This window comes from Serratia sp. PL7 (assembly GCF_945957435.1).
The window spans coordinates 17000-33454 of sequence record NZ_CAMFLB010000042.1; the positions used below are offsets into that span (position 1 = coordinate 17000).

Sequence of the window (16455 nt, forward strand, 5' to 3'; positions counted from 1 at the left end):
GTCTGGATACTGTAGGGGCGCAGCATGCTGTGCCCCTACGAATTATCTTCTGCTGCTTCCTTCAGTAACCATTCGCTAAATATTTCCATCGCCGGGGTCATTGCCTTCGATTTTAAATGGGTTAACCAGTAACTGCCCATGTTGATTTCGGTAGCAAACGGGCGCACCAGCTGCGCGGTGGCGAGTTCCCGGGCAAACATTTTCGGTGGGGCTAATGCCACACCACCGGAATGGATAGCGCTCTCGATCATCAGACGGGATGAGTCAAAGATGGCGCCATTAACTCTCACCGCCTGCAGGCCAGCGGCGGCAAACCAGTTTTCCCACTCTTCAGCACGGTAAGAACGCAGCAGATCCTCTTGCAGCAAATCGGCAGGGGTGACGAGCCGCTTAGCCGTAGCGGGCGTACACAACACGGTCAGCGGAGCATCAAACAGCATCTCGTTATGGGTTGATGGCCACAAACCCATGCCAAAACGGATGGCGAAATCCAGCCCTTCGGCGGCCAGATTGACGACGTTATTGTTGGTGCGAAGACGCAGTTCGACAAAAGGATGCTCTTGCCTGAACCGATCAAGACGCGGCAACAGCCAGCCCACGGCAAAGGTGCCGACGGCGGCGACGGTGAGCACCTCCTGGAATTGTCCCCCTTCAAACTGCCGGAAGGCTTTCTCAATATGGCCAAAGGCGTCGGTTAGCACGGCAAACAGCGCTCGCGACTCCTCCGTCATTTCTAAACCACGGGGTAAGCGTTTAAACAGCACCATACCCAGGCGCTCTTCAAGCAGCCGAACCTGTTGGCTAACGGCGGCCTGGGTAACATAGAGCTCCAGCGCTGCCCGTGTGAAACTCAAATGTCTGGCAGAGGCTTCGAAAGCACGTAGGGCATTCAGGGGAAGATTAGAGCGCATAGGTGTTATCCAAAAGATTTTCTTTATGCTAGAGAAAATTCTTGTCGCTTGTCAATAACGGCCTAACAGAGGATATTTCCCGCCATCTGAAGAGAACTCCGCTGCATTAATCTATTTTATGTGAGGCAAAACATGGTTAAAAATACATTACGTCAAACCACCCTGATGGTCGCTACGGTTATGCCGTTGCTGTTCGGTAGCGTACCGCTATGGGCGCAATCCGCTAATGCCAAGGCGAATATTCAGCAGCAACTGTCTGAACTGGAGAAAAATTCCGGTGGCCGCCTGGGCGTGGCGCTGATCGATACCGCTGATAATTCGCAGATCCTGTATCGCGCGGATGAACGTTTTCCGATGTGCAGCACCAGCAAGGTGATGGCGGTGTCGGCGTTGTTAAAACAGAGCGAGACGGATAAAAATCTTTTGGCTAAGCGGATGGAGATCAAGCAATCCGATCTGGTCAACTACAACCCGATCGCCGAAAAACACCTGGATACCGGGATGACCCTGGCCGAGTTCAGCGCCGCCACTATCCAGTACAGTGACAACACGGCGATGAACAAGATCCTTGAGCATCTTGGCGGCCCGGCAAAGGTTACAGAGTTTGCACGTACCATCGGCGATAAAACCTTCCGTCTCGATCGTACCGAACCCACTTTAAATACCGCTATTCCGGGTGATAAGCGCGATACCACCTCGCCGCTGGCGATGGCAAAAAGCCTGCAAAACCTGACCTTGGGCAAAGCGCTGGGTGAACCACAGCGTGCTCAACTGGTTGAATGGATGAAGGGGAACACTACCGGCGGAGCCAGCATTCGTGCAGGTCTGCCAACTACATGGGTGGTTGGGGATAAAACCGGTAGCGGTGATTACGGTACCACTAACGATATCGCCGTGATTTGGCCAGCTAACCACGCACCGTTGGTATTAGTAACCTATTTCACGCAGCCACAGCAGAATGCCGAAGCCCGCAAAGACGTGTTGGCTGCGGCCGCTAAAATTGTCACCGAAGGACTTTGAATCGGGGATATTCACCGCGTAAACGCGCAGTGATTTTGTCAGCATAAAAAAGGCCGGAAAATCCGGCCTTTTCTGATCACGCCTGGCGATTAATAATCAATGGCATCGCGGATAATCGGGCAGGTCATACAGTGGCCGCCGCCACGGCCACGGCCCAGCTCACTACCGACAATCTCAATGACCTCAACCCCTTCTTTGCGTAGCTGGGTATTGGTTTTGGTATTACGATCGTAAGCCAGCACCACCCCAGGAGAGAGCGCCACCATGTTGTTGCCGCTGTCCCACTGTTGGCGCTCGGTGTCGTAGTCGTTGCCTTCGGTTTCCACCACCCGCAGTTTTTTCAGGTTCAATGCTCCGGCAATGGCTTCAACAAAGGTGCCTTTATCGCGGCTCAGCTTCATGCCGGTTGGGCCAGCATCCGGGCGCAGTGAGAAGGTTTTGATCTGATTGACGATAGCCGGGTAGAGCGTCACCACATCGCGGTCGCAGAAGGTAAATACCGTATCCAGGTGCATGGCGGCACGCAGTTTCGGCATAGCGGCAATCATCACCCGTTCAACACCGGAATGTTTGTTGGCAAACAGCGCGGCGGCCAGTTGGGTGATCGCCTGATGCGAGGTCCGCTCACTCATCCCAATCAGCACCGTTTTGTTGCCGATCGGCATCACGTCCCCACCTTCGAGCGTGGCGGTACCGTGGTGCACCGTTGGGTCCCCCCACCAGACGTTAACATTGGCTTCGCCAAAGTCTGGGTGGAACTTGTAGATCGCCGTGGTCAGAATGGTTTCTTCGTGACGGGCAGGCCAATACAGTGGGTTCAAGGTCACGCCACCGTAGATCCAGCAGGTGGTATCACGGGTATATAAGGTATTCGGCAGCGGTGGCAGCAGGTATTCTGTAATGCCTACCGCTTCGCGGATCAGCTTCAGCTCTTCGTGGTCGGCATAGCCTTCTTTAGCCAGCTCAGTAGTGGAAAGGCCACCGATCAGTACCTCCGCCAACGCCCGTGGTGCCAGGCCATCAAGGAAGCTGCGGGTTTCATTCAAGATCCCCAGCGACACTTCATTAGGCACAATCTGCTGATCCAGGATCCACTTTCTGGCTTCGGGCAGCGCCAGGGTTTCGGCCAGCAGGTTGTGCATTTCAACCACGTCCACGCCGTGTTCACGCATCTTGGTCATGAAGTCAAAATGGTCACGCTTGGCGCGCTCAACCCACAGCACGTCATCAAACAACAGCTCATCACAATTACTCGGTGTCAGCCGGTTATGCGCCTTGCCAGGGGCGCAGACCATGACTTTATGCAATTTCCCTACTTCTGAATGAACACCAAACTTGGACTGCGTCTTTTTTTTAGTCGACATAATGACTTGCCTCGATCAGATTGTGATAACGCCAGTGGCAATGCTGTAGATTGCAGCAACGGCGGCGACCATAACGATTACAAAGAGCCCCATCTCGGCCGGGGTGAACACTTTTGCGTGCTGTTCACGTTTGGCCATAATGTATAGCAGCGTGCCTGGGCCATAGATGATGGCGGAGAGCAGCAGATACTTCATACCACCGGCGTACAGCATCAGCAGTGCGTAGAAGGTGGCGATCAGCGCGAAGATCAGATCCTTTTTATGATCGCGTTTATCGGTTTCGTAGGTTTCGCCGGTCATGGCCAGCTTCAGCCCATAGGCACCTACCAACAGATAAGGGATCAGCGTCAGGGAGCTGGTCAGTTCGAGCGCCAGCTGGAAGGCGTAATCACTAAACAGCGTCAGGATTAAGAACACCTGAATGGTGATGTTGGTCAGCCAGACGGCGGAAGAGGGCACCGCATTGCTGTTTTCGGTGGCGAACACCTTCGGCATACTCTTGCTTTTTGCGGCGGAAAACAGCACTTCTGCCGCCAGCAAAGACCAGGAGAGATAAGCCCCCAGTACCGAAACAATCAGGCCCACGCTGATGAAGATCGCCCCCCAGCGTCCAACGATAGCTTCCAACACGCCCGCCATCGAAGGTTGGCGTAACGCCGCCAGATCGGGACGGAGCATCACGCCGTAAGACAGCATGGTGATCAGCACCAACAGGCACAGCACCCCAATGAACCCCAGCACCGTGGCAATGCCCACGTGGCTGCGTTCTTTGGCATAGCGGGAATAGACGCTGGCACCTTCAATCCCCAGGAATACGAATACCGTCACCAGCATGGTGCTGCGCACCTGGCTGAACAGGGATTCGGGTTCCGCAGTAGGGACAATGGCGGCGGCGGCATGACCGACATAGCCGTAGTCGTTGAGGTGAGAGAGATCGCCCACGCTTGCCAAAGAGGCTGCAGAGGTTGCGCTCTCTGGAGATCCCCAGAAGTTGAGTGCAAACACGTCACTTTTGAAGGCAAAGATCAGCACAATAATAAAGATGAGGATTGGCAGGATTTTAGCGATGGTGGCAATGGTGTTGATAGCCGCAGCACTTTTAACCCCGCGCAGTACCAGAATATGGAATCCCCAAAGAATGACCGAGGCAAACAACACCGCGGGAATGGTATTGCCATCGCCAAATATCGGGAAGAAGGCCCCCAGGGTGGATTTGATCAGCACAAAGTAAGAGACGTTACCAATACAGGTCCCGGCCCAGAAGCCAAGTGCAGAGGCAAATCCCAGATAATCACCGAATCCGGCTTTGGCATAAATAAACACGCCGGAATCGAGATCGGGTTTACGTTGCGCCAGCGTTTGAAACACAAAGGCCAGCATTAACATCCCGCCGCCCGCAATACACCAGGCGATAATGGCACCAAACCCTCCCGTAGCACGCCCAAAGGTGGCCGGTAAAGAAAATATACCGGCCCCTATCATGGAGCCCACTACCAGTGCGGTGAGTGACCATAGGGACAGTTTATTCGTTGATGAGCTCGTCATGGTTTTCCTTACTGACACCAAGTCAAATAAAGTATTGCGTAATTAAAGGATAACGTTACCAACCGACTTACGATTAAATCATAGTCATAACCGGCAAATTTTCCTGTCGCAAATAACTTTTTTCTTCAACATCAGCATTGTTGATTCCGAATGGGGGAAATACTGTCGCCTGACGGAATAAAAAACCAAGCACGAGAATATTCTTGATTAACAATCCTTTAAAGCCACTAAAAATAATGATAATGCTTTACTTTGGCGGGCTGGAACTGGCATGCTCAATCAGATTTATTGTTTTTTTAAATAAAATCAATAACATAACAAAAGGTAACGGATTGTTGCCGGCTAGGGGAGCCAATGTGCTTTAAGCATAAAAACGCAGGTTGTATAAAAATAGTTAATATATCAAAGTCCGTCCATTGGCTTCTGGGAAAATTCCCATTACATGGGTGGTCATTCGGATCATGGCTAAAGATGCGCGTTGTGCAGTGGGTGTTAATGTACTAAGATTATTTTTATAAAAAACAGTAGGGTGTGTCATATCAACCCGGTGATGGATGGAAAACCATGATCAACAGTGTCAGCCAGCAGGCATTAAAGAGTTTAAGTTGTTTTGCCGCCGTCACCTTCTTCTCGACCAGCCAAATGTGTGCTCTCGAGTGTTTCCTCCATGCGAATACCATGGGGATATTGTACTTTGTGTCTATTATTGCCAAGCCTTTGTTTTTTATCATTATCGGTTATATGGATGAGGTAGAGAAACTCACCAGGCAGGAGATCATGGTGAAAATAAAATCCATTATCCTGATCATAATTTTCTGGAACATTGTTTCATCTTTGATTAAAACCCAATACATTCATCAAGGTTATATTTTACAGAATGGCATATTATTGAATATGGGGATCATCTATTTAATTTACCCCATCATCCTTAAGGGCATTAAGCATTTGAAAGTTACTGCGGCCGTGTTTGCCGGGCTGGTTGCCGTTATTGCCCTGTTGGATATTTTCAGCCCGCTGGATACCCAAGACGATCCGCTGTTTATCTCCAGCTATTCGTTTATTTGGGTTTGGGGCGGCTACTACATTATTGGCCATGTGCTGGGGGAAGCACCTGGTCGCAGGTTCACCAAAAAATCCAGCGTGCAGTGGGCCGCCAGGCTGCTGGTGATCCCCATCGGTATCTCCATGTATTTCTACGAACTTTATCTGTCAACCCATACCCAGATCAGCGTCGCCGGCTGGTTTGTGTTGGAGCACCTGCACCTGTTGGGCATGAGCCTGGCGCTGTTTATCCTGTTTGATAATATCGCCATCAAAAGCCGATTGCTTACCCGCGTCGTGGAGTTTATCAGCCCGGCGATGGTGGGCGTCTATATCGTTCACTACAGCGTGTTCTATTTCATTACTACGCTATATGACTTCAATGACGCCACGCTTAAATTTACCTTACTGGTCCTGGTTTTTGTCGCCTCGGTATTGGTTTCACGGCTGTTGCTACTCAACCGCTTTACGGCTCGGATTATCTCCTTCTGAGGGAGCTGCCACCGGGATATGGCGAATATTAAAACCGGTTATGCCAAGTGCCAGAGTGATCAGTGGTGCGGCAATATTAAAGATGGCAAACGGCATGTAGGCCATGGTCGAGACACCCAGTACCGCAGCCATATAAGCTCCGCAGGAGTTCCAGGGGATCAGCGGAGAGGTGACAATCCCGGCATCCGAAACGATGCGTGACAGGTTCTCTGGCGCCAGCCCTCGCTTGGCAAATTCGGCACGGTACAGCCGGGTGGGTAGCAGCAGCGCAATATACTGATCGCCCGCGGCAATATTCAGCCCAATTGCGGTAGCAACCACCGAGGTAAACAGCTTGCCCACGGTTCTGGCCCGCAGCAGCAGCGGCGTAACCAGTTTGTTCAGCAGGCCGAAGTCATCCACCATAATGCCAAACGTCACCGCGCCGATAATCAGCCAGATCGTAAACAACATACTGTCCATGCCGCCGCGTGACAGCAGGGCGTCGATCTGTTCAATACCTGAGTTCTCCTGGAAACCGGTCGCCATCGCCAGCCAGGCCGCCTTGATGGCCAATAGCGGGCTGGCAAGATCGGGCTCGACAATAAAGCGTTCGATCACCTGCGGTTGCATAAAGGACGTCATGATCCCCGCCATCAAGGCCGAGCACATGATGGCCAACGGGGCGGGCACCTTGGCGACCGATAATACCAACAGGAAAACCAGCGGCAACAGGTTCCACGGGGTGATGTGGAACAGTTCGTTAAAACGGGTCAGTTCGTTGTTGGTGATGGTGGCATCAAAGGCACTGTGCTGATTTAGCCCTAACAGAATAAAACCGATCAGGGCAATGACCGCCGCCGGAATGGTGGTCCAAAGCTGGGCGCGAATATGTTTATACAATTCGACGCCGTTGAGCTGAGCGGCCAATACGGTACTTTCAGACAGCGGCGAGATCTTGTCACCCACGTAAGCCCCGGAAATCACGGCTCCAGCCGTAATTTCTGGTGATAGCCCCAGCATATTGGCCAACCCAACCAACCCGACTCCCAAAGTGCCCGCCGTGGTCCAGGAACTGCCAATACTTAAAGAGACGCCAACGCAGACCAAAAAGGCTATCGGATAGAACCAGTTGGGGGTGATCATGATAATGCCGTAATACACCATGGTAGGAATGGTGCCGGACATGTTCCAGGTGCCAATCAGCGCCCCGACGGAAAACAGGATAAAAATGGCCCCCGAGATGGTGGCAATGCCTTTGCGGCCGGACTCGGAAACCTCCTCCCAGCTATGGCCATTCTTCAGGATGACCATAGCGGTGATCATGGTGCTGAGGATGATGGCCACCTGCAAAGGACCGTTGACGGCTTCAAGTCCAAACAGAGCAACGGAAGCTCCGACCAGCAAAATCAACGTGACTATCGGCAGTAGAGCATCCAGATAGCTTGGGGCTTTAACAGGGCGGGGAGTTTTAGCTGATTTGCTCATGGGCACGGCTCCACAGACAGTTAAGACAGGAGAGTTCAGGCAACAGCAATACCTGCGGTAGCTACTGAGGTAAGTATAGCCATGGGCGGTATAGGGCAATGATTATTTTAATTATTGCGGGTCAGCGTTGAAGCTTTGTAAGCGTGCAACGATCTGCCGATCCAGTGGCAGGCAGCGGAAATCGGTCATGATCTGCAGTTCTGCCGCCGAATTGATGGCGCTAAGGTAGCTTTTTCGGAACTCGGTTGGCGTCATGCGGCAATATTTGTTAAAGGCAAAAATCAGCTGTTTATGGCCGCTGAAACCGCAGGTGTAGCTGATGTCGGTGATCGGGATGTTGGTGTCTTTCAGCAGCAGTTTGGCCTTATTAATTCTGATCATGGTCAGATATTCTTTAAAGTTGTAGCCGCTGATCTTTTTGAAAATACGGGAAAAGTGGTGATAGCTGACGCCAGCGTGTTCGGCAATGGTGGCCAGGTTGAGCTCATCGTCAAAATGCTGGTTGATAAACTCAATGCCGTATTTGACCAGCTGTTGGTCTTTTTTCCTGACGCTAACCTGCTGTTGGTCGGCCTGGCTTGGCGTTGCTGCAGCAAGCGTTCCCAAAAGATGATAAACCAGGGCAATGCGGGTAAACGAAGATTGTGCCGTGACCAGGTTATCGAGCAGGGCGATCACGGCGTTACTAATCTGCTGCTCTGCAGTGCGGTCGCCCTGATTAAACATCAGCGGGGCCGGATGGGTTTCATCAAACAGATGGGGGGAAAACTGGATGGTCAGCAGTTGGCTGTTTGGGGCGCGAGCTTCAAGGGAGTGGATTTCGTCCGGGTTGATATACAGCATGCTTCCCGCGCTGGCCACTGAGGTGGCATGGCCGAGGGTGACGGAAAACTCGCCGGACAGGATACAGATCAGCTCAGGGGCCGAGTGCCAATGGGGCTCGCAGTAGTAAACCTCGGCGGCGAAGACGTTGAGTTTTTCGGCGTCAAACGAGATCAGCTCATAGCCGCTGCCCTCATGGATCGCTGCTTGCGCCTGCCGATGGGACTGCGGCTTGGGTTGTCGCGTAACAGAGAAAGGAAACATCGGCTTATTAATCCCCTGAGGTTGGTGATGAAAATACGTGTCTGATTAGGGCGGCGTCTTTCTCCGTCTCCCTAACCCCAAGGAGAGGGAACTGTCCGTGCTACAACTTTACTCCTGTGCCCAGAGTTAAAATGCCGAAAATTGAATTACGTACTTATTTACATCACCGTACAGCTCCCTCTCCCTGCGGGAGAGGGTTGGGGTGAGGGGTCACAAGGCGGCAGGCTCCGCTAATGCAGCCTCCAACTCCTGCTGAGTAATATCAATAGCCAGGAACTCCGTCAGGGCGATAAACAGGCCGCAGAACAGATCCGGAGCAATCGCGATGAGCTTTTCGCGCATCACCGCCTCCGGCAAGCCGTTCTTGCTGACCAATAACCTCACCACTCGGTCAAAAGCCGGTGGGGTAGCGATCAGTTGCTGCAACGAATTGTCCACCTTTAGCGGTAAATAATAGGGCTTGGCGCACAGCTTGACCACCGTGCTCAGCGCGATATCCCGCGAAGAACGTGCCACGTGAAGCTGATACTCGCCAGGATCGACTACCCAAGCGGCCATACCCGGATGGAAACAGGCAAAATCCGGCCATTCCAGCGTCATGGTCACCGTTTTACTTTCGCCCGCCTCAAGATGCACCTTGGCGAAGGCTTTCAACGCCAGGACTTCGCGTGCCAGATCTCCCTGCGGTGCAGTCAGGTAAAGTTGCACGATCTCTTTACCGGCCCGATCGCCACGGTTGGTCACCTCAACGCTGACGGTTAAGGGCTGGCCCTCTTCAAGTTCCGTGACCGAAGTCGCCAGCGTGGCATAGCTAAACTGGCTATAGCTCAGGCCAAAACCGAACGGGAACTGCGGCGTCAGCTTACGTCGGTCGTAGTAGCGATAACCTACGTACAGCCCTTCGCTGTAGTGATGGCGCAGGTTTTCCCCCGGGTAATCGAGCCATGCTGGAGTTTCTTCCAGCGTATTGGGCACCGTGACCGTCAGCTTGCCGCAGGGGTTGGCCCGGCCAAACAGAATATCCGCCACCGCGCGGCCCATGCCCTGGCCCGCAAAGAAGGTCTCCAGCAGGGCTTTGCAGTCTGACAGCCAAGGCATCACCACCGCATCGCTGTTAGCCAACACGACCACCACATTGGGCTGTCGTTTGGCTACCGCACGGATCAACGCTTCATGACTAGGCAAGATATTCAGATCCCGGCGATCGCCGTTTTCGCCATCTTCGCCAATGGCAGTGCTGACGAACACCACGGCGACGTCCGCCTTGCTGGCTAGCTCAACCGCATGTGCCTGCGCCTGCGGGTCGACGTGATTATCATCCGGGGTGCCGATGGCATAGTCGATCTGGAAGTCGTTACCGGCCACCTCGAAAATTTCATCCAGCGGACGATCGAGCATGTAAGGCACGGTAGTAGCACAGCCTGAACCTTGGATCACCGGCTCCTGAGCCGGTTTACCCAATACGGCGATGGTAGTTTTCTTGCCGGCTTGCAGCGGCAGGATATTGCCTTCGTTTTTCAATAACACCATCGATTCGGCAGCCAACTGCTGTGCCAACCGATGATGTTGCGGGTAATCGGCTTTGGTACCCGGCTTGCGGTGGCGCTGCACCTTGTCGATCAGGGTTAACATCCGCAGGCAGGCAGTATCGAGAACCTCTGTAGGGATTTCTCCACGCTCGGTCGCCTGCAACAGCTCCTGTTTATCACGCTGGGTTTCCGGCATCGCCAAATCGTTACCCGCCAGCAAAGAAGCGGGGCGGTCTTTGATGCCGTACCAGTCGGACATCACCAGTCCGTCATAGCGCCACTCATTGCGCAGCACCTCGGTCAGCAACCAGTGGTGTTGCGACGTTTGCACGCCATTGAGCCGGTTATAGGACGACATTACCGTCCAGGGGGTGGATTTGTCGATCGCCCGCTTGAATCCCGAGAGGTAAATCTCGCGCAGCGCCCGTTCTTCCACCACCGAATCCATCTCGGTGCGGCGGTATTCCGAGTTGTTGGCGGCAAAGTGCTTCAGGCTGGCACCCACACCACCGTCCTGCAGCCCATTGATCAGGGCTGCGGCCACGTCACCGCTGACCACAGGATCTTCCGAGTAATATTCATAGCCACGGCCAGCCAAAGGTGTGCGGCGAATATTGATCCCCGGGCCAAGCAGAATGCCGACGCCCATCTCCTGGCACTCTTTGGCCAACGCCTCGCCCATCTGGTACACCAGATCCACGTCCCAGCTACAGGCCAGGGTTGAACCATTCGGGAAGCAGGTGGCCGGTTTGGATTTGCTGAACAGTGCCTCAGAGCCGCCTTTTTGTTCTTCCACCTCGCCCGCGCTTTGGCCAATCACGGCCAGAAAATCGCTAATGTGCCAATTTTCCCCCTGTTCGATCTGGCTGGTGCTGTAACGGACACCGTAGGTGCCATCCGTCATCACAATGTCGCTAATGCCATACTGTGGGAAGCTGGCGGTACGCCATAAACCGCTACCGCTGAGCAGCGCCACTTTCTCTTCGGCAGTCATGGCGGCAATGATGGCGTGGAAATCTTTTTTCATAGGGTTACCTGCTGGTTACTGCGCGCTAGCTTTGCGCAATTCAATGTCTTTGATGATATTCCGGTAGGTGTGCTCATCCAGCTTGTAGAAGAAGATAAACAGCATCCCCAGGGCAAACATCAGGCCAGGAAACAGCGTCATCATCATATTGATGCCGTTGAGCGCGTTGGCGCTGATATGCTCGGACGAGTAGTCAAAGTAATCGAGCATCAAGCCGGCACAGCCGCCACCAATCGCCATGGCAATTTTGGTGATGAAGTTAAAGAAGCCGTAAATGGCCCCTTCGGTACGTACGCCGTGTTTCCATTCGGCATACTCAACGGTATCGGCAATCATCGACCACATCGCGACAAAGCCCATCCCCAGAGTAATGCTGTACAGGCACACGCCGGTCATAATCAGGTAGGCGTTATCACCCGCCAGGAAGTATTGGAACAGCAAGCCGACAATCCCGATCAGCAGCCCCAACTGAACCATTTTCTTTTTGCCCATCAGGCTGATGATCTTTTCTGAGATCACCGTACCCGCCACATAGGCCGCAGATTGGATCATGAAGAACTTGGCGGTAAAGCTTTCATCTCCCAGGGTGTATTTGATGAAGTAGATAGCAATGGCCATCCATACCGTATAGGCGATATAGAAAAACACCGTGAACAGGGAAAGATGGATTAACGGCAGGTTGCCGGAAACGGCGGTGATCATCTCTTTAAGCGTGGGGGCCTTTTGATCTGGCAGGCTTTTTACCCGCTCTTTGGTCATACCAAAGCACGCTAGGAAGAAGAAGGTGGCCAACAGGCTAAAGCAACTGACGGCAAACACATAACCCATCTTCTGATCGGTGAACGGTGAGATCAGCAGGTCGGCTGTGGTCGAGACAATCAAGTAACCCACAATAGCCAACACAAAGCGGTAAACCGACAGTGAAGCCCGTGAGCCTTCGTGCTGGGTCAGCATATTGGTCATGGCAGAATAGGGCGTGTTGACCGCCGTGTAGGCCAGGCAATAGAGGGTGTAGGTGATCAGCGCGTAATAAAATTTATAGTCGCTGTCGAAGGTGCTGAAACACAGGACCGTCAAAATCCCCAAGGGCACCGCGCCGTACAGCAGGTAAGGGCGCAGCTTGCCGTGCCGGGTTTGAGTCTTATCAATAAAGTAACCGACAAAGATGTTAAAAATCGCATCCAGCACCCTGGCAATCACAAAGATCAGGCTCGCCTGTACCGCGCTGATGCCGTAAATATTGGTGTAAAAAAACAGTAAGAACAGGGAGACAAAGCCAAACGACAGGTTGGAGGCCAGATCGCCGAAGCCATAGCCAATCTTTTCCCGTACGCCGACCTTCACATAACTGTCTGAGACGATTTCTATTGTTTTCATTTTACTTACTCACTCAGGTTGATTCGCCTTGAGTATACCGAGAGCGTCAAGGGCGGCTTGCCAGCGGTTGTTTATACAGTTCCCATTTTTTGCTCGCCCCCGGCTTTATCACGGAGTTGTGAGAAAGCTCACAGGTATTGCTAAATTCAACCGTAGGGGCGCTGCATGCTGCGCCCGATTCTGACATAGGGCGTTTGGTGCACTTATAAGTTGTATTCCATGCGTCTTCCGCCATGTCATGGTTTGCCATACGCTGACTGACAAGTTAATTCAGGAGTCAGCCAACCATGAAATCCACCGTACCAAATATCTTGCCCGCACCACCATCGGCCTTGCGCGGTGGGCTAACCAGCCTGGCCTTGCCAACGCTGCTTTCCTCTCTGGGCAGCAGCATTACCAACGTCAGCCTACCTACATTAGCGCAGGTGTTCGGTGCTTCATTTCAAGATGTGCAGTGGGTGGTGATCGCTTATCTGCTGGCGATCACTACGCTGATTGTGGGCGTCGGGCGATTGGGGGATATCATCAGCCGTCGCACGCTATTACTGGCCGGACTCAGCCTGTTTAGGGGTTTGAGGGCCAATGATGTAAAAAACCACGCTAAGGAGATAATTCATTGTTTAAATTGAGATTTAACGGCCTCAATTCCCCCTTTAAAATATCCTCTGGTAGTGTGAACGTATAATGTCCCAGCATGTTGATATGACCGTGCATCAGAGGCGAAAGCCGCGCGATATGTTCATCCTCTGGCCCTTCCTCGATGCTGCGCAGGTGCGACAAGGCTTCCTGCATATAAAGCGTATTCCACAGCACCACTGCGTTTGTCACCAGACCCAGCGCACCCAACTGATCTTCCTGCCCCTCGCGGTAACGTTTTCTGATCTCGCCACGCTGACCGTAGCAGATGGCTCTTGCAACGGCATGGCGGCCTTCACCCCGGTTCAACTGTGTTAGGATCCGGCGACGATAGTCCTCATCATCAATATAGTTGAGAAGATACAGTGTCTTGTTAACTCTTCCGACCTCCATTATTGCCTGAGCAAGCCCTGACGGTCGGGTACTTCTCAATAGCGACCGAATGAGTTCTGACGCATGAATAGTGCCCAGCTTCAGCGAACCGGCAACCCGCATCATCTCATCCCAGTGGCTTTCGATTTTAGAAAGGTCAACACAACCCCGCGCCAGTTTGTCCAACGCCCCGTAATTCGCCGCTTTTTCGGCCCGCCAGAACACAGCCTCACCCGCATCCGCCAGACGAGGTGAAAATTGGTATCCCAGTAGCCAGAACAGGCCAAAGATAATGTCACTGGTACCTGCTGTGTCCGTCATGATTTCAACCGGGTTTAGTCCCGTTTGTTGCTCAAGTAGCCCTTCCAGCACAAAGATGGAATCCCGCAGTGTTCCAGGGATCACTATGCCATGAAAACCCGAATATTGGTCAGAGACAAAGTTGTACCAGGTGATGCCGCGCCCTGAACCAAAGTATTTTCTGTTGGGGCCAGAATTCACCGTTTTCACTGGCGTGACAAAACGCATACCATCAGCGGAGGCTACCTCCCCGCCACCCCAGTATCCTGCCAACGCTAACGAGGACTGGAAATCAACCAGCCGCGCATTGGCGCTAACCAGCGTTTCTGCTCGGATGTAGTTCTGTTTCACCCAGCTCAGACGATGGCGGGTCAGTGCAGGGATATTGTGCTTGATCAGCGGCTCATGTCCGATATTGCAGGCCTCAGCCAGCATCACCGCACACAGGCTTATATGTAGATCCTGCACACGGGCACCTGACTCGCTGACATGGCTGAATTCACGGGTGAAGCCAGTTCTGGCGTCAATCTCGAGCAACAGTTCTGTCAGGTCAACGGGTGGGACTAATTGTCTGACTCGGCTGCTCAGTTGTATCAGCGCCAGTGGCTCATCCAATTTATCCAGGCTGCTGATGGTCAGCGAAGGATGTTTACCTTCATTGCAGATGCCCACGGCGGTATTGCGATCAAAACGTGATGCCACCGTTTTCCAGGTTTGATCTAACTGTGCGGCCAATTGCTTCGATGCTTTACTGCCATTAGTGGGTTGACCCAATGCCCGGCAGACTGGAACCCGCTGCGCCTGCCATTCCTCCCCCTGAAGAAGTTTTTGGCGCGGATCACCCCAACGATCGCTGTTTTCCAACCAGATGTCACGACGGCGTAGCGTATCCTGAAGTCGCTCCAGCAGACACAACGAGTAACCTGCTCGCTGTATCCGACCGTCAGCATCGTACACCAGGCGTTTCCAAGGGCCTGAAATGATATGTTCAGGTGCATCGTCCAGGATCCGTTTTTTCGAGCCGTTTAGCTCTGCCAAGTAATGGATGGCAGCCAAGGTATGTTCACCGTCTGGGGCCGCACGGAAGTGCAGATCGCGCAGTAGTGCGGGCAAAAAACGCTTTACCCGTCCGTATTGTTCCACCATTTCATCCTGAAAGTTTGTATCCTGGGGGCGGGCCAGTTCATTCACTTTTTCCACGGACTCTGCCAGTCTGGCGCCAGACACACTGCTGAATATGGTCTTTCGCAGCAATTCATCGGCGGTATCTTCATCAAGTAAAAGTGCGCATGCCCGCGCCAGCAGCAACGCCGCGCGGTCAAGATCCTTGAGCGTCCTAAGTCGCTTTTTCTGCCCGGTTTTCTTCGCCTCCCGGGTAATATTGAGGATCAGCATATCCAGCACGTCAACGGCCTCGTCCAGCGCCGAGATTTCTTGCGCTTTCACGAATGCGGTAAGGATCGCCAGCCGCCGTTCTTCTGGCATTCTGCTGATATATTTCACCGATGCCATTCCGGCATAGCGTGCCAGATTGCGGAGCTGTATGGCGGGCAGCCCAGTGAAATTCAGACAGGAAAACTCCAGACTGCGCAGGCGAGTGTAACGTTCAAGTGCTTCAGTGAACGCGGGGCCGCTGATAGTGACAGGGCCTCTTTTTAGGTGCTCCATCACTGAGAGTCGCTGTCCTTCGGGGATTTCAAGTAACCCAGCCAGTTGTGCGGTCTGCCAACGGTTTGGCAGCGCGGCCAATTTTCGCCACAAGCGGCGGGTCGCACGCTCACGGATTTCACCAATGACTCTCGTCAGGGTGGATGCGGCTGGCAACAACACTTTATTTTGAAGCAGCCACGCGGTGGCAAAATCGAACATCAGTCCGGGGCGTTCATTACTGAGCCATGCACGGGTATACAGGGGGTTCTACGCCGGAACCCCAGATTTTTCCGTTATCCCAGTTTAAGCCCGGCAACCAGCGCATCCAGGTCAATAATCTCATTGCTGCTCTGGAAGGTATAATGCCCGTTCAGCAAAATGTGCTGCCAGGCCACCGGTGATATTCTGGCAAGAGCCTCAATGCCTTTGGCATTGCCTTCCGCTTCCAGTCGTTCCAGCAATCGCGACAGGATCGCCGAGTTGTAATAAACGATTGCATTGGAAATCAGCCGTCCGCACTGGTTACTGATGTCTGTTTCAATGTCATTTTTCCCAGTTAATTCCTTCTTTCCGCCGACTTTGGCCACTGCGGCACGCAACTGGTGATAAGATTCAATCCGGTTTACCGGCGTTGAGTA

At 53.0% G+C, this 16455-nt stretch carries 11 protein-coding genes and 1 pseudogene; 3 read left to right on the top strand and 9 right to left on the bottom strand.

The window, feature by feature from the left end; all coding sequences use genetic code 11:
• Window positions 1–35: 35 nt before the first annotated feature.
• On the bottom strand, window positions 36–911 hold the full coding sequence (locus N6G83_RS51565) for a LysR family transcriptional regulator (protein WP_024530280.1): 876 nt from the start codon (window positions 909–911) through the stop codon (window positions 36–38).
• Between the two features lie 132 nt (window positions 912–1043).
• Here N6G83_RS51565 and blaFONA point away from each other — a divergent pair, with 132 nt between their 5' ends.
• Window positions 1044–1931: an FONA family class A beta-lactamase gene (gene blaFONA / locus N6G83_RS51570; RefSeq protein WP_211136783.1), complete on the top strand. Its 888-nt coding sequence runs from the start codon at window positions 1044–1046 to the stop codon at window positions 1929–1931.
• Between the two features lie 89 nt (window positions 1932–2020).
• Here the strand turns inward: blaFONA and arcA are convergent, their stop codons facing one another.
• Together arcA and N6G83_RS51580 are read right to left on the bottom strand one after the other, a co-directional pair.
• Entirely contained in the window at window positions 2021–3295 is a 1275-nt protein-coding gene (gene arcA / locus N6G83_RS51575; RefSeq protein ID WP_024530278.1) for an arginine deiminase, read from the bottom strand.
• 15 nt (window positions 3296–3310) lie between these two features.
• Window positions 3311–4840 carry an amino acid permease gene (locus tag N6G83_RS51580; RefSeq protein WP_024530277.1) on the bottom strand — a complete coding sequence of 510 codons (1530 nt, stop codon included), beginning with the start codon at window positions 4838–4840 and terminating at the stop codon, window positions 3311–3313.
• Window positions 4841–5518: 678 nt separating this feature from the next.
• On the opposite strand from N6G83_RS51580, the gene N6G83_RS51585 reads away from it, so the two are divergent.
• The gene (locus N6G83_RS51585) at window positions 5519–6373 is read left to right on the top strand and encodes an acyltransferase family protein (protein ID WP_409529743.1); all 855 of its coding nucleotides are present in this window, start codon (window positions 5519–5521) and stop codon (window positions 6371–6373) included.
• Here N6G83_RS51585 and N6G83_RS51590 read toward each other — a convergent pair.
• The 4 genes from N6G83_RS51590 to N6G83_RS51605 form a co-directional block, all read right to left on the bottom strand.
• Window positions 6335–7840 (bottom strand): Na+/H+ antiporter NhaC family protein, encoded by a 1506-nt coding sequence (locus tag N6G83_RS51590; protein ID WP_074031110.1) that lies wholly within the window; start codon window positions 7838–7840, stop codon window positions 6335–6337. The genes N6G83_RS51585 and N6G83_RS51590 overlap by 39 nt on opposite strands.
• Window positions 7841–7951: 111 nt before the next feature.
• Window positions 7952–8926 (bottom strand): helix-turn-helix transcriptional regulator, encoded by a 975-nt coding sequence (locus N6G83_RS51595; protein WP_211136788.1) that lies wholly within the window; start codon window positions 8924–8926, stop codon window positions 7952–7954.
• Between the two features lie 210 nt (window positions 8927–9136).
• Window positions 9137–11482, bottom strand: coding sequence for a beta-glucosidase family protein (locus N6G83_RS51600; protein WP_211136384.1), 2346 nt, complete (start codon window positions 11480–11482; stop codon window positions 9137–9139).
• Window positions 11483–11497: 15 nt separating this feature from the next.
• Window positions 11498–12859, bottom strand: a complete 1362-nt coding sequence (locus N6G83_RS51605) for an MFS transporter (protein WP_211136385.1) — start codon at window positions 12857–12859, stop codon at window positions 11498–11500.
• A 287-nt stretch (window positions 12860–13146) separates the two neighbouring features.
• Here N6G83_RS51605 and N6G83_RS51610 point away from each other — a divergent pair, with 287 nt between their 5' ends.
• On the top strand, window positions 13147–13488 hold the full coding sequence (locus N6G83_RS51610; protein ID WP_211136386.1) for an MFS transporter: 342 nt from the start codon (window positions 13147–13149) through the stop codon (window positions 13486–13488).
• Here the strand turns inward: N6G83_RS51610 and N6G83_RS51615 are convergent.
• Together N6G83_RS51615 and N6G83_RS51620 are read right to left on the bottom strand one after the other, a co-directional pair.
• Window positions 13460–16078 (bottom strand): annotated as a pseudogene (locus tag N6G83_RS51615) (Tn3 family transposase); the annotation flags it as partial. The gene N6G83_RS51610 and the pseudogene N6G83_RS51615 sit on opposite strands and share 29 nt — an antisense overlap.
• Before the next feature lie 32 nt (window positions 16079–16110).
• The coding region (locus N6G83_RS51620) for a Tn3 family transposase (RefSeq protein WP_260524305.1) at window positions 16111–16455 on the bottom strand (345 nt) is incomplete at its 5' end.